This is a genomic window from Lacticaseibacillus manihotivorans DSM 13343 = JCM 12514 (genome assembly GCF_001435035.1).
Taxonomy (GTDB): Bacteria; Bacillota; Bacilli; order Lactobacillales; family Lactobacillaceae; genus Lacticaseibacillus; species Lacticaseibacillus manihotivorans.
The window spans coordinates 25,062-40,270 of the sequence record NZ_AZEU01000174.1 but is presented as its reverse complement, the minus strand read 5'-3'; the positions used below and the strand labels follow the sequence as shown (position 1 = coordinate 40,270).

Sequence of the window (15,209 nt, the reverse complement as noted above, 5' to 3'; positions counted from 1 at the left end):
AAATGAAACAACAACAGCGTTTGATCGTGGGGATCGTGTTGACTTTAGTGTTGATCATTTTTGCTTTATTAAACGGCCAAAGCGTGACTGTGAATTTCTTTGGCGCCATGGTGCATTGGCCTTTGATCGTGGTGATCGTCGTGTCGGTGTTAATTGGGGCGATCATCGCTTGGTTAGCGTCTAAAAGTTGGGGTAACAAAGCGAAAACACCGAAAAAATAAGGTTTGGGAGATCAAAGTCGTTGGGCTTTGGTCTTTTTTGTCGGCCTCAGACTCCAGCCTGAGATAAAAATCAGTCGCAAGCAGAAGCAATTTTGATGAGTTTGACCTTTTTTGACCAATGGATTCTTGGTATAATAAAGGCATCCAAAAACTGTAAAGGAGTCACGTTATGAATCCAGATAAATTCACCCAAGCAGTCACTGAGGCGCTTGCCCAAGCCCAACAAGTGGCGCAAGTGCGTCATCATCAAGACATCGATATTCCTGAATTGTTCAAAAGCTTAGTCCAACCCAACAGCTTTGCCACCCAAGTCTTTCAAGAAGCCGGGATCAATATTGATGGCTTGAATGCAACCATCGACAAAGCCTTAGATGATGAGCCAGTGGTTGAAGGCAATACCCAATATGGCCAAAACATGAGTCAAAACTTGTATCAATTGATGCAAGCAGCGGATCGCATTCGCGGAGAACTTGGCGACGAGTACATTGCCACTGAAGCGGTGGTATTGGCATTATTTGACCAAAAGTATTCGCCGATCACCAAGTACTTAACCGACAATGGCGTGACCGAAAAGAAACTGCGCCAAGTGGTGGAAAAACTGCGCGGCGGCGCCAAAGTCACCAGCAAAAATGCGGAAAACAATTACCAAAGTTTGAAAAAATATGGGACTGACTTGGTCAAACAAGCCCGCTCTGGCAAAATGGATCCGATCATTGGTCGCGATGACGAAATTCGCAATGTGATCCGCATTTTATCGCGGAAAACCAAAAACAACCCCGTGCTGATCGGCGAACCTGGGGTCGGCAAAACTGCAATCGTGGAAGGCTTAGCCCAACGCATTGTCCGCCAAGATGTGCCAGACAACTTAAAAGATAAAACCATCATTTCCTTGGATATGGGGAGTTTGTTGGCAGGCGCCAAATACCGCGGGGAATTTGAAGAGCGCTTCAAAGCGGTGTTAAAAGAAGTCCAACAATCTGAAGGCCAGATCTTACTGTTCATCGATGAGATCCATACTATTGTGGGTGCTGGGAAAGCGGAAGGCGCAATGGATGCCGGCAACTTACTCAAGCCGATGCTCGCGCGTGGTGAACTGCATTTGATCGGGGCGACGACGTTAGATGAATATCGCGAAAACATCGAAAAAGATAAAGCCCTTGAACGCCGCTTCCAAAAAGTTTTGGTTCAAGAGCCAACCGTCGAAGATACGATTTCGATTTTGCGCGGCTTGAAAGAACGGTTTGAAATTTTCCATGGCGTGCGCATTCATGATGCAGCCTTAGTGGCGGCGGCGACTTTGTCAGATCGCTACATCACCGACCGCTTTTTACCCGATAAAGCCATCGACTTAGTGGATGAAGCCAGTGCCAATATCAATGTGGAAATGAACTCGCGGCCAACGGAGCTCGACGTGGCTGAACGCCGACAAATGCAATTGGAAATCGAAGCCCAAGCCTTGTCCAAGGAAACCGATCCCGCCTCCGTCAAGCGCTTGGAACAGCTCCAGCATGAATTGGCAGATTTGAAAGAAGAAACCAATCGCCTCAAAGCGCAATGGGATGCTGAGAAGAAAGATATCAATGCGGTCAACGCCAAGAAATCTGAAATCGACAAGGCCAAACATGAGCTTGAAGACGCTCAAGCCAAATACGATTTGGAAACGGCGGCGCGTTTGCAACACGGCACGATCCCGCAACTTGAACAAGAGTTGAAAGATCTTGAAAAAGCTGATCGGCCTGATGCTTGGTTAGTCCAAGAATCCGTCACGGAACAAGAAATTGCGGCAGTGATTTCACGACAAACCGGCATTCCGGTGGCCAAATTAGTGCAAGGGGATCGCGATAAGCTGATCCATTTAGCTGATAACTTGCATCAACGGGTGATCGGCCAAGATACTGCGGTGCAAGCAGTCGCCGACGCGGTATTGCGTTCTCGCGCTGGCTTGCAAGATCCAAGCCGGCCATTAGGCAGTTTCTTATTCTTAGGCCCAACTGGGGTCGGGAAAACGGAACTCGCCAAAACCTTGGCGGATGACTTATTTGATTCCGAAAAACACATGGTGCGTATCGATATGTCCGAATACATGGACAAAATCTCAGTATCGCGCTTAGTCGGGGCAGCGCCTGGTTACGTCGGCTATGAAGAAGGCGGGCAGTTGACTGAAGCCGTCCGGCGCAATCCTTATACTATTGTATTGCTGGATGAAATCGAAAAAGCCCATCCAGATGTGTTCAACATTTTGCTTCAAGTGCTCGATGATGGGCGCTTGACCGATAGCCAAGGGCGGACGGTCAACTTTAAAAACACGATCATTATCATGACGTCAAATCTGGGCTCTGAAGCCTTACTCGATGGCATGCAACAAGATGGCAAAATTACGGACGAGCGTCGTCAACAAGTGATGCAAATGATCCAAGGCCACTTCAAGCCAGAATTTTTGAACCGGATCGATGACATCATCATGTTCAACCCATTGCAACTCGCTGATATCGAAAAAATTGTGATGAAAGATCTCGAACATTTGAATACCCGTTTGCAAGATCAAGACATTACACTTTCTGTGACCCCAGCGGCGCAAGAATGGCTGGCGGATAAAGGCTATGAACCAGCTTATGGGGCGCGGCCACTGCAACGCTTGATCACCAACGCTGTGGAAACGCCGTTGGCTAAACAATTGATCGCTGGGGACATTTTGCCAAATAGTACCGTGACCTTAGGCGTGGAAGCGGGACAATTAACGTTTTCTAGTAGCGTAAATCCAGCAGATGAGGCGTAATGTTGAAAATGTGCTGTTAAGGTCTTGCCTTGACGGCCATTTTCTAGTAAGATAAATGTTGCTGTGATAGTCTCATACTATCCAATGCATCGGAAGCTGAATTTTGTCTTGCAAATTTCGGCTAGTCCGGTATAGTAGAAAAGAAATCTAATACAAAGGGGTTTTCCGCCATGGCAGTTCCAGCACGCAGAACATCTAAGACCAAGAAGCGTATGCGCCGCGGCCACATCAAGTTGAACGTTCCTAACTTACAATTTGATGCCACGACCGGCGAATATCGTGTTTCTCACCACGTATCTCCAAAGGGTTACTACAAAGGTGCCCAAGTGGTTAAGAACGACAACGCGAACGCTTAATCAAAAATACCAGCCAAGTGGTTGGTATTTTTTTGTGCCCAGCGTTTTGAAAAATGAACGTCCCGATCAAACGTAAATCGCTGTGTCAGTGTTGCTTTTCAAACCGCAACGACGCTGATGCCAGTAACACGCGAATGCGCCACGCTTCGGGTAGTCGGACGAATCGATTTCCACTAACAGAAAATACTTGACAATAGTTTTTGAAGGCGTTATCATGATTGCCGTATACTAGGAGGAAGAGGTGGCTTAGCGCACGTCACCTGCATTACTTCGCAACGGGGGGCAGTTCCCCGCAAACCCGAGTGAGATCGATCCACACAGTCAGTCTCTTTGATGACGGTGGGTCTCAGCATCAGTCGTGCCGGCACATAAGGGTCCCCTCTCGGACTCATACCAGGTGTGAATGGACGATTTGCCTCATGGTAACATGAGAAGCAAGTGACGCCTGTGGACGAAAAGCGAATGCATCGCTGACTAGTCCTGAAAGCGGCCAAGGCCTAAGAAGCGGCGGTGGCGCAGACACGCACTTGAAATTGTTTGAACTGCATGAGCGTAATTGAACGGCTAAACGCCAGAAGCCCACGAAATAGGCAACTGTTTCGTGGGCTTTGTGCGCTTCTGACACAGAATGCGGTGCAAATAGTTTCAAACACTAGCTGTCATGGTATACTGAATGCGGAGGGTGATCATATGTCTGAACCGCAATTTCAAACTTATTTAGCCAAACTGCAACAAGCGCGTCTGCCGCGCTGGTCTGACTTGCCACAATTTGATCTGTATATGGATCAAGTGGTGCAATTCGTCAACGATGCCGTCGTGCCGTTAGGACTTGATGCGTTGACCCCAACGATGGTCAATAACTATGTGAAAAAAGGCGTGATCAAAGCGCCGATCAAAAAGAAATATCAACGCGCGCAACTGGCCAACATTTTAGTGATTGCAATGTTGAAGCCTGTGTTTAGCTTGGATACCATTGCCAATGGCATCAATTATCAATTAGTCGATCGCCAAGCTGCCCAAGCCTTTGACGCGTTCATTTTGGCGTTTATTGCCGCGGTGCAACAAGCCAATTCTGATTTCACCGGCGAAGTGACGATCAACCAAGTCAACAAAGAAGACACCACCAACATTCAAAGTGCCATGGTCAGCTTAGCCATCAATGCGGTGCTGGAAAAACTGCTGGTGGAATCGATGACCGACGCTGTCGCACCAGCGCCAACTTCAAAAAAGAAGGGCTAATATGCAACTGACAATTTTATCGACGAGTGATACGCATGGTTTTGTGTTGCCGACCAATTATGCTGAACGTGACCAATCCCTGCCATTTGGCTTAACGCGCGCAGCGACCGTATTGGCCCAACATCAAAATGCGGCAACGTTGACGATCGATAATGGCGACTGGTTGCAAGGCTCACCGCTAGCTTATTATGCGGCCCGGATCGCCAAAGATGTGACCAAGTTGACGGATGCTTATGATGCGGTTGGATATGATGCCGGGGTATTAGGCAATCATGAATTCAACTATGGGGCGAATTATTTGCAAAAGGCGATCGCCAAACTCAATTACCCGATCCTGTGTGCCAACATTTTACGCGATGGCCAGCCGGCTTTTGGCCAACCATACCAAGTCTTTGAAAAGGCTGGGGTGAAAGTGGCAGTGTTAGGCTTGACTACCAGCTATATTCCACATTGGGAAACACCAACCAATATTGAAGGGCTTGAATTCGAATCGGCAGTTGACGTGGCCAAAACTTGGGTGCCGAAATTGCATGCACTGGCTGATGTCGTGGTGATTGCTTATCACGGTGGCTTTGAGCGCGATTTGGAAACTGGTAAGCCGACTGAAAAGCTCACCGGTGAAAACGTCGGCTATCAATTGACTGAAATTCCAGGTGTTGATGCCTTAGTCACTGGCCATCAACATCGTGAACTCGCCGGGGTCGTCAATGGTGTCCCAGTGACCCAGCCGGGATACCGCGGGGCTAACGTTGGCCAAATCACATTGACCCTTGAATCAACGGCTGAAGGGTGGCAAGTGGTGCAAGGCGCCGCGCAATTGCTCAATACGGCAGACGCCAAATCAGACGAGAACGTCACTGAAGCCGTGGCGACGACCAATGATGCGGTTGAAGCTTGGTTAGATTCGCCACTGGGTCATGTCAATGGCGATATGTCGTTGCATTCTGCTTGGCAAGCCCGAATACATGAATCGGCTTATATCGAGTTCATCAATAAAGTCCAAATGGTGGCGACTGATACGGATATTTCTGGGACGGCGCTGTTTACTAATGACGGGCGCGGGTTCAAGCAAACCATTACCATGCGCGATGTGGTGACCAATTATGTTTATCCGAATACTTTGGCGGTTTTGAAACTCTCTGGCGCAGATCTCAAAGCAGCCTTGGAACAAAATGCGGAATACTTCTCTTTAGATGATCAAGGTCAGCTGAAAGTTACCCCGCGCTTTGAGCATCCCAAGCCGCAACATTATAACTACGACATGTATCAAGGCATCAATTATGTGTTAGATATCAGCCGTCCAGTCGGTCAGCGCGTGGTGAATTTGACTTATCATGGCCAACCGATCGACCCCAACGGCAGTTATGAAGTTGTCGCCAATCAATACCGTGCTGGCGGTGGCGGAAATTTTGCGATGTTTGGGCAAAGTAAAGTGATCCGTGAAAATCAAAAGGATATGACCGAATTGATCGCCGATTATTTACAAGCCCATCCAAGCATCGATGCAACGGTAGACAACAATTTTCAAGTCGTTACCGGAATGTGACACCTAGTCACATTTGAATTGAAAACTAACCGGCGCAAGTGTATGGTTGAATTCAGATTGACGAGATGAAAGGTGTTTACACATGAAAAAAATCGCATTTTTGGCCATTGCGATGTCCGCATTGCTTGGCTTAAGTGCTTGCGGCAAGCAACTGACCACTTCTAAAACCACATACAAAGCCACCGGCATGGTTGCCGTGATCAAAGGCGAAGCCAGTGGCAAAACCGTGAAGTACCAAGCGCCTACCGGTAACGGGACGAGTAAGGTCAACTCTGGCTCTTACGTCGTGACCGTGCCGATGAGCAACCAAAAACAAACGGTGAAATTAAGTTCCGATGGGCAAAAAAAGACCGTGACCGTCAAAGCGGCCAAATCAATCGGCGATTATAAGACGATTTCGGCCAAATACAACCAAGCCATCGTGGCGATGGCTTTGCCAAAGTCGGTTCAAACGCAATTGGCTGCGGCACAAAAAGCTGGCACCAGTGCTGTTGCTTCGATGACACCGGCGCAAAAAGTCGCCTATGCCAAGCAACAACAAGCCTTGCAAGCCGCGATGGTCAAAGCCCAACAAGCGACCAAAGATAGTCAATTGCCAACCAGCACTGATGGTTTAAAGCAAGTGTTGTCGACTAACGGGGGCAAACTGCGGCTCAATGTCCAAAATGGTCAACTGATCGCCATCACGGATGTGGTATCCGTTAAAGCGATGAAGAATAAAAAGGCTAAAACTGCTTTTGGCACGCAGTTTGGCTTGTTAGCTAACGCGACTGGCGCTGACGCCAAAAAAGTTGGCAAAGCTTTCACCAAAGCCATCAAAGATGCCGGCAGTGGGTCGACCACCATTGATACCATCACCAGCAATGGGGTGAAATTCAATATCGGGTTATCAACGACTGATTTGTATATTTACATCACGAAATAAGTTTTGTCTCGAAGTAGGATCGCTGAGGTCCTACTTTTTTTGGCTTCAGGGCAAAAAAATAACCGCCAATTGGCGGTTATTTTTTAATGTTCACTTTTAGCAGACAGGTCATTTGCTTTCATGATTGGTGGTAAGACGCACAAGATGATGGCAAATACCACGCTGATGATCAAACTCAGCATTGGATCGTATGGGGCGGAGTTTAACGCACCGATCAAAAAGCCAACGACTTGGCCGAGGATAGCGGCCCAAAAAATAGTTGCAAGATAGCGCATATGATCCCTCTTTTCATTTCTCAATCTTAACACCGGCTCAAGATTTTGCAAGCACAATCAGGTACAATGTTCATAGAGGTGAAAAGATGTCATTCACACAATTACAAGTCAAAAGTAGCTTTTCGCTTTTGCAAAGTCCTATCACCATTAATGCCTTGATCGATACCGCCAAAGCCCGAGGTTATCAGGCTTTGGCCTTAACTGATGTGAACGTGTTATACGCCAGCGTCGAGTTTTATCGTCAAGCTAAGGCCGCCGGGATCAAACCATTAATGGGCTTGACGGTGCAAATTGCCGATGCAGAAATCGTCGCCATTGCAGAAAATGATGCTGGTTACCACCAGCTGTTGAAAATCAGCTCCCAAATCAAGCTCGCAGAAAATCCTGTGAAACTCGCTGATTTACCTGAGTTTACTGGCTTGGCTGTGATCGTGCCAGGGGCTTATTTGTTGACACCTGGGTTTGGCGATCTATGGGCCAGCGGCGATGACTTTGTGCAAGCGATTCAAGCCAAGCATCCTGCCTTTGTGAATCTCGGATTGCGCGCGCAGGAGTTGCAATCTGAGTTGCCTGCTTTTGCTCAAGCGCGGAAGCTGCCGATCGTAGCGCTGGGAGATGTTAACTACATCGAGCCAAACGATGCCTTCAATCAAAAAGTGCTACAAGCCATCGGGGCAGGCACGCCGTTGAATTTGCGCGATCCGACCTTAATGGATCCAGGCACGCAATGGTTGATGTCACCAGAAGCTGCCGCTCAACCTTTTATCGAGGCGGGGTTGGCATCGGCTGTTCAGCAAACTGAAATAATTGCCCAACAAGCTGACGTCACGATCCAATTCAAACAGCCGCAACTGCCGCATTTTGATACGCCTGAAGGGCTAGATGCGCCAACATACTTAAAACAACTCGCTTTGCAAGGCCTGCAAGCACGCTTTGGCAAACAGCCGCTTCCAGATGACTACACCAAACGTTTGAATTACGAGCTGGGTGTGATCACGGAAATGGGCTTTTCAGATTACTTCTTGGTGGTGTGGGATGTGATGAATCATGCCCATCAAGTTAACATTATGACTGGACCTGGCCGTGGTTCTGCCGCCGGAGCGTTAGTCGCCTGGGCGCTGGCGATCACAGAAGTGGATCCGATCAAATATCATTTATTATTTGAACGCTTCTTAAATCCAGCGCGGGCCCAAATGCCGGATATCGATTTGGATATTCCCGATAATCGGCGTCAAGAGTTGATCGAATATGTGCATCAGCGCTATGGCGACGACCACATGGCCCAGATCATCACCTTTGGGACCTTTGGCGCTAAACAAGCACTACGCGATGTGGCGCGGGTGTTTGGGTTGAGTCAATTTGAAAGCAACAAATGGAGTGCTGCGATTCCGAGTGTTTTTCATATCGATTTGCAAACAGCCTACAAACAATCGCAACCGTTGCGCAACTTGGTTTCTGACTCAGAACAAAATCAACAGCTGTTTGCCACTGCCCTGGCGCTAGAAGGTTTGCCACGCCATGACTCGACGCATGCAGCCGGCATCGTGTTGGCCCAAGAGCCTTTGACTGATACTGTCGCTTTGCAAACTGGCGGCGATGGCATCGCGCAAACCCAAGTGCCAATGGGAGATGTCGAAGCTCTTGGGTTGTTGAAAATGGATTTCTTAGGCTTGCGGAACTTGAGCATCTTAGCCACTGCCAGCTTTTGGGTGGAAAAACTCACCGACCAACCTTTTGATCCCAAAACGATCCCCTTGGATGATGCCCAAACCTTGCAATTGTTTGCACGCGGGGATACCAATGGGGTGTTCCAGTTTGAATCAAGCGGGATCCGGCGGGTATTGCGCAATCTAAAGCCGACCAGTTTTGAAGATGTGGTGGCGACCAATGCCTTGTATCGGCCAGGTCCAATGGAAAACATCGACCACTTTATCGCCAGAAAACAAGGCCGCGAGCCGATCACATATGCGGCGCCAGCGCTTGAGCCGATTTTAAAGCCGACTTATGGCATCCTGGTTTACCAAGAACAAGTCATGCAAGTGGCCAGTGCGATGGGTGGGTTCAGCTTAGGCGAAGCCGACTTATTGCGGCGCGCCATGAGTAAGAAAAAACAAGCCGTGTTAAAAGAAGAACGGGCCCGCTTTTTGGCTGGGGCGCAAGCGAAAGGGTACTCGGCTGAAGTGGCCGAAACGGTTTACGATTATATCGACCGCTTTGCCAATTACGGCTTTAACCGCAGTCACGCGGTGGCGTATTCGATGATCGCCTTTTGGTTGGCGTATTTGAAGTGTCACTTCTCAACCGCCTTTTTTGCCGCGCTGATGAATACCAGCTTGAGCAATACGGAAAAATTGCGGGTGTATGTGCAAGAGCTCAAAGATCGCAAAGTCCCATTGTTTGGCCCAGACATCAACCAAAGTGCACGGTATTTTACCTTGCAACAACAAGGTATTCGCTTTGGACTGTCGACGATCAAAGGGGTGCGGCGCGATTTTGTCGAGGCGATCCTGACTGCCCGTAAAAATGGGCCGTTCAAAGATCTGCGCGATTGTTTATCCCGACTTGATGCCAAGTGGCTGAAAAAAGATACCTTTGCGCCACTGGTATATGCCGGCGCCTTTGATAGTTTTGATGCCAATCGCGCTAAAACCTTGGCGAACCTCGATGAATTGATCCAAAGTATTGCTTTATCTGGCAACAATATGGAATTGTTTGCGGTGCTGGCGCCAAAATCCGTCGAGGTGCCAGATTTTCCCCCAGTTGAGCGCTTGGATCAAGAAGCCGCAGTGCTTGGCGTTTACTTATCCGGGCATCCAGTCGATCGTTATGTGCAGGCCTTGAAGCCTTTCCAACAGCTGACGGCAGTGGCAGACTTTGAAGTCAACAGTCGCGTGACGACAGTGCTGGTCGTGCGGCGCATCAAGTCGATCCGCACCAAAAAAGGCCAAGCGATGGCGTTTATCGATGGACAAGATGGGACTGGCAGCACCAGCGTTACAGTATTTCCGCAAGTCTTTCAACGCTTGCCAGAGTTAAATGCTGGTCAAGTGATCGTGGTCACTGGCAAAATCGAGGAACGCGATGGCCTACAAGTGCTCGTAGATACGGTGCAACTCGGGGATGATGCATTGGCGCAGTTGCCGAAAGCCAAGTTATTCTTGCAATTACCTGAAAATTTCAATGATCAAGCGAATTTGCTGAAAACATTAAGTCGCGCCCATGGCCCGATTCCGGTGATCTTGGTGCAACAACCGCACCGCCAAATTACCCAACTCGCACAAAAATTCTGGGTGAGCGGGGAATCGCGATTGCTGGCAGAACTGCGAAACCAGTTAGGTTCAGCCAATGTTGTCCTGCAAGAAAAATGACAAGCTGGTGAAAATCTGCATAAAAGCGTGTTTTTAGGCGACACGATTTCTGAAAAGTGTTAAGATGAATAAGTATTTGAGATCAAGTCCTTGATCTTAAAAAGATTATGCATGAGGTGAAATGATGAAACGCATTGGGATTATGACCAGCGGTGGCGACGCCCCTGGTATGAACGCTGCGATCCGTGCCGTTGCCCGCAAAGCAATGCACGAAGGCTTGGAAGTATTTGGGATCAACTATGGTTTTGCTGGCTTAGTTGCTGGTGACATTTTCCAAATGACAGCACAATCTGTCAACGACACGATCAAACGCGGCGGGACGATGCTTTACTCCGCTCGTTACCCTGAATTTGCCCAAGAAGAAGGCCAACTCAAAGGGATCGAACAACTCAACAAGTTCGGGATCGAAGCCTTGGTTGTTATCGGCGGCGACGGTTCTTATCACGGTGCCCTGCGCTTGACTGAACATGGCTACAACGCTATCGGCTTGCCAGGCACGATCGACAATGATATTCCTTACACTGACTTCACCATCGGGTTTGACACTTCTGTCAACACTGTCGTTGAAGCCATCGACCGTTTGCAAGACACTGCCGCTTCTCACGAACGCACCTTCGTGGTTGAAGTGATGGGTCGTGGCGCCGGTGATATCGCCTTATGGGCCGGTGTTGCAGGGGCTGCTTCTGATGTCATCATCCCTGAACATGACTTTGACGTGAAGAAAGTGGCTGAAAAGCTCCGCGCTTCTCGTGAAGCTGGCCAAAAGCACGCTGTCATCGTTTTAGCTGAAGGTGTGATGCACGCCGATGAATTTGCCAAGGAATTATCCGCATACGGCGACTTCCAGTTACGTTCCACTGTTTTAGGTCACGTTGTTCGTGGTGGTTCACCAACTGCCCGCGACCGTGTCCTTGCTTCTGAAATGGGTGCTTATGCCGTTGAGTTGTTACTCGAAGGCAAAGGTGGCTTAGCTATCGGTATCCAAAATAACAAGTTGGTCAACCACAACATGCTTGACCTATTCGACGCAAAGCATGAAGCCCAATTAGATCTTTACGATTTGGCTCATGATTTGTCCATCTAATTTCTGTTTAAACTGACGTCCAGTCATTTTAAAAAAATTGTCAAAGGAGCGATTTCTTTTATGAAAAAAACCAAGATCGTTAGCACGCTTGGACCTGCATCAAACAGTACTGATATCATCGTTAAGTTGATCGAAGCGGGGGCTAACGTTTTCCGGTTTAACTTCTCTCATGGTGACCATGAAGAACACTTATCCCGTTTAAACATGGTGCATGAAGCAGAAAAGATCACTGGCAAGACTGTTGGGATCATGCTTGATACCAAAGGTGCTGAAATCCGGACCACTGTCCAAAAGGGCAAGAAGTTCGAATTACACACTGGCGACGTAATGCGTATTTCCATGGATGACTCCATTGAAGGCACCCCTGAAAAGATCGCCGTTACTTACCCTGGTTTGTATGACGATACTCATGTTGGTGGCCACGTTCTGTTTGATGATGGTTTGATCGATACCTTGATCACCGAAAAAGACGAAGCCAACCGTGAATTGGTTGTCGAAGTTGAAAACGGTGGGATGCTTGGCTCCCGTAAAGGTGTCAACGCCCCTGGTGTCGGCATCAACTTGCCTGGTATCACTGAAAAGGATGCTTCTGACATCCGCTTCGGTTTGGACCACGGCATCAACTTCATCGCCGCATCCTTCGTTCGTAAGCCTCAAGATATCTTGGACATTCGCGAATTGCTTGAAGAAAAAGACGCGCTTAACGTCCAAATCTTCCCTAAGATCGAATCCCAAGAAGGTATCGACAACTTCGATGCTGTCTTGAAAGTTTCCGATGGCTTGATGGTTCCTCGTGGTGACATGGGTGTCGAAATTCCATTCGAACAAGTGCCACTCGTTCAAAAGACCATGATCAAGAAGGCTAACGCTGCTGGTAAGCCAGTTATCACCGCTACCCAAATGCTTGATTCCATGCAAGAAAACCCACGCCCAACGCGTGCCGAAGTTTCTGACGTTGCTAACGCCGTCTTTGATGGTACTGATGCAACCATGCTTTCTGGCGAATCTGCTAACGGTGACTACCCAGTAGAATCTGTTGCTGCTATGGCTCGTATCGACGAATACGCCGAAAACGCAATGCAAAACAGCGACACTTATGCTTTGAAGTCATTTGCTAACAAAGAAAACGTTACGGAAGCTGTTGGCCAATCTGTTGCCCACACTGCACGTAACCTTGGTGTTAAGACCATCGTTGCTGCTACTGAATCCGGCTTCACTGCCCGCATGATCTCCAAGTATCGTCCTAAGGCTGACATTCTTGCCATCACTTTTGACGACAAGACTCGTCGCGGTTTGACGGTTAACTGGGGTGTCTTCCCAATCGTTGCTGAAAAGCCAGACTCAACTGACGCAATGTTCGAATTAGCCACTAAGAAGGCTGTCGAATTAGGCTTTGCTCAAGAAGGCGACTTGATCTTGATCACTGCCGGTGTCCCAGTTGGTGAAACTGGTACTACTAACGTCATGAAGGCTCAATTGATCGGCTCCAAGCTGGTTGAAGGCTCTGGTGTTGGCGACGAATCCACTGTTGGTAAAGCTGTTTTAGCAAGCAACGCTGATGAAGCTGCTTCTAAGATGAGCAAAGGCGACATCCTTGTCGTTAAGACGACCGACAAAGACTACTTACCAGCCATCGAAAAGGCAGCTGCTTTAGTTGTCGAAAATGGTGGTTTGACTAGCCACGCTGCTGTTGTTGGTATCGCTATGGGTATCCCAGTTGTTGTCGGCGCAGCCGGCGCAATGGATGCGATCACCGATGGTCAAGTGATCACCGTTGATTCCCGTCGTGGTATCGTCTACAAAGGCGCTACTAACACCCTGTAATCTCTGATTACACTGTGTAAGAAAAAGCCAGTACTCAATTCGTTGAGCACTGGTTTTTTTATGCCGTTGGATGTAAACTATACTTAACATGATGACGCTTATGTTTAACTTGACTGGAGGGGTGTGCTTGGCAAAAAATCTTAAATTACGCGCAGCTCGTGCGGCCAAAGATTTCACCCAAGAAGAACTCGCCGAGCGTGTAGGAGTGACGCGGCAAACCATCGGCGCCATTGAAAAAGGCAATTATAATCCTACGGTGCAATTATGCATCACGATTTGCAAGGTGCTGGGCTGTACGTTGGACGATTTGTTCTGGGAGGAATAAGCCATGCGACAATTGGATGAGCGGCAACGACAATTAGCGTTGCGTGGGGTGTTATGGGCGTTTATTGCCTTGATCGTGATTTTTTTCTTCATTATAAGTGCGCAGCTTTTGATCGGGCATGCGCTGTTTGCTGATGATACGCTGATGCTCACTTTGATTTTAGGTGTGGTCCTGATGCCCTTGATCGGATACGAATTAGCGGTCGACGCGTATCTTTCGCAACAACGGGCGCATTTGTTACCGGGCTTTGCGATTGTTTTCTCGTGGCTTGCAGTTGGGCAGTGGGCGTTGATCATCCAAGATATTCAACTGCATTTACTTGATCCAGTTTGGACGCATGGTCGAGTGCAAATCGGTGCCATGACTTGGCTGATGGCATCGCGTGGACTGGCCTGGCCATCATTGCTTGGCTTAAGGTGGCACGCTCTGGACATCGCCTGCATTTGAATAAGGCGCGCGGCCTAATACTTGGGATCTGGAGTTTGCTGTTGGTGATCACGTTTTGGGTGCGGGCAAATCTTGCGACTATTCATACGCCGATGTTGACCATAATCGGTAACTTCATCATTGCGGGGATCCCTTTATTCGTTTTATCGCTTAACCAGCAAACCAAGCGTTGGTATTGGTTCGCGGCGTGGGCGTGGTTAGGGTTATGGGTGTATCTGCAGTGGTTTCACTAAAAGCTGGCTGAGGCCGGCTTTTTTGCTGAGACAAGTTAACATAATTCATCGAAAAGACTATGATTAAGACAAGCTTTCAGGTAAAGTAGAAAAAGACGAGTTTTTGAAGGAGGAAGCAATGGAAAGTTGGGTATTTCTTGCCGGCATCTTCTTGATCGCAACGCTTGCCAAGAATCGGTCGCTGATGATCGGCGTGGGTTTTGTGATGATCTTAAAAGCTTTGCCACCACTACAACCGCTATTGAAAACTTTGCAAAGCCAAGGGATCAACTGGGGCGTGACTGTGATTTCAGCGGCCATCATGGTACCGATCGCCACTGGCGAAATCGGGTTTAAAGAATTATTGAAAGTCTTACGCGAACCTGCAGGGTGGATCGCCATCGCCATGGGTGTATTGGTCGCCGTACTTTCAGCTAAAGGCGTTGGCTTGTTAGCCCAAAGCCCGGAAATGACCGTCGCGTTAGTTTTTGGGACGATCATGGGAGTCGTGCTGTTGCGCGGGATCGCAGCCGGACCGGTGATCGCCAGTGGGATGACTTACGTGATTTTGACTGTTTTTAATTTGATCCCGCAACATTAAGGAGAACACA

Annotated in this window: 13 protein-coding genes and 1 pseudogene; 13 read left to right on the top strand and 1 reads right to left on the bottom strand. The window is 48.4% G+C overall.

Annotation, left to right across the window (positions count from 1 at the left end):
• Positions 1-2: 2 nt before the first annotated feature.
• The 6 genes and pseudogenes from FD01_RS09965 to FD01_RS09940 form a co-directional block, all read left to right on the top strand.
• Positions 3-206, top strand: a pseudogene (locus tag FD01_RS09965) (lipopolysaccharide assembly protein LapA domain-containing protein); the annotation flags it as partial.
• A gap of 184 nt (positions 207-390) precedes the next feature.
• A complete protein-coding gene (gene clpB, locus FD01_RS09960; protein WP_056964028.1) occupies positions 391-2,997 on the top strand; it encodes an ATP-dependent chaperone ClpB in 2,607 nt (868 codons plus the stop codon).
• A 170-nt stretch (positions 2,998-3,167) separates the two neighbouring features.
• Entirely contained in the window at positions 3,168-3,353 is a 186-nt protein-coding gene (rpmF, locus tag FD01_RS09955; protein ID WP_056964027.1) for a 50S ribosomal protein L32, read from the top strand.
• Between the two features lie 690 nt (positions 3,354-4,043).
• Positions 4,044-4,592: a DUF1836 domain-containing protein gene (locus FD01_RS09950; RefSeq protein WP_054715176.1), complete on the top strand. Its 549-nt coding sequence runs from the start codon at positions 4,044-4,046 to the stop codon at positions 4,590-4,592.
• Between the two features lies 1 nt (position 4,593).
• A complete protein-coding gene (locus tag FD01_RS09945; protein ID WP_056964024.1) occupies positions 4,594-6,138 on the top strand; it encodes a bifunctional metallophosphatase/5'-nucleotidase in 1,545 nt (514 codons plus the stop codon).
• Positions 6,139-6,220: 82 nt separating this feature from the next.
• Entirely contained in the window at positions 6,221-7,063 is an 843-nt protein-coding gene (locus FD01_RS09940) for a hypothetical protein (RefSeq protein WP_056964022.1), read from the top strand.
• 83 nt (positions 7,064-7,146) lie between these two features.
• On the opposite strand, the gene FD01_RS09935 is transcribed toward FD01_RS09940, so the two are convergent.
• Positions 7,147-7,338 (bottom strand): YjzD family protein, encoded by a 192-nt coding sequence (locus FD01_RS09935; RefSeq protein WP_054715180.1) that lies wholly within the window; start codon positions 7,336-7,338, stop codon positions 7,147-7,149.
• An 86-nt stretch (positions 7,339-7,424) separates the two neighbouring features.
• On the opposite strand from FD01_RS09935, the gene FD01_RS09930 reads away from it, so the two are divergent.
• The 7 genes from FD01_RS09930 (at position 7,425) to FD01_RS09900 (ending at position 15,199) form a co-directional block, all read left to right on the top strand.
• Positions 7,425-10,706, top strand: a complete 3,282-nt coding sequence (locus tag FD01_RS09930) for a DNA polymerase III subunit alpha (RefSeq protein WP_056964020.1) — start codon at positions 7,425-7,427, stop codon at positions 10,704-10,706.
• Between the two features lie 124 nt (positions 10,707-10,830).
• On the top strand, positions 10,831-11,790 hold the full coding sequence (pfkA, locus tag FD01_RS09925; protein ID WP_056964018.1) for a 6-phosphofructokinase: 960 nt from the start codon (positions 10,831-10,833) through the stop codon (positions 11,788-11,790).
• A gap of 60 nt (positions 11,791-11,850) precedes the next feature.
• The gene (pyk, locus tag FD01_RS09920; protein ID WP_056964016.1) at positions 11,851-13,614 is read left to right on the top strand and encodes a pyruvate kinase; all 1,764 of its coding nucleotides are present in this window, start codon (positions 11,851-11,853) and stop codon (positions 13,612-13,614) included.
• A gap of 127 nt (positions 13,615-13,741) precedes the next feature.
• Positions 13,742-13,939: a helix-turn-helix transcriptional regulator gene (locus FD01_RS09915; RefSeq protein WP_056964014.1), complete on the top strand. Its 198-nt coding sequence runs from the start codon at positions 13,742-13,744 to the stop codon at positions 13,937-13,939.
• A gap of 3 nt (positions 13,940-13,942) precedes the next feature.
• Positions 13,943-14,386, top strand: coding sequence for a hypothetical protein (locus tag FD01_RS09910; RefSeq protein WP_054715182.1), 444 nt, complete (start codon positions 13,943-13,945; stop codon positions 14,384-14,386).
• Positions 14,387-14,430: 44 nt separating this feature from the next.
• The gene (locus FD01_RS09905) at positions 14,431-14,619 is read left to right on the top strand and encodes a hypothetical protein (RefSeq protein ID WP_152164717.1); all 189 of its coding nucleotides are present in this window, start codon (positions 14,431-14,433) and stop codon (positions 14,617-14,619) included.
• 118 nt (positions 14,620-14,737) lie between these two features.
• Positions 14,738-15,199, top strand: coding sequence for a DUF441 domain-containing protein (locus FD01_RS09900; protein ID WP_054715187.1), 462 nt, complete (start codon positions 14,738-14,740; stop codon positions 15,197-15,199).
• Positions 15,200-15,209 lie beyond the last annotated feature (10 nt).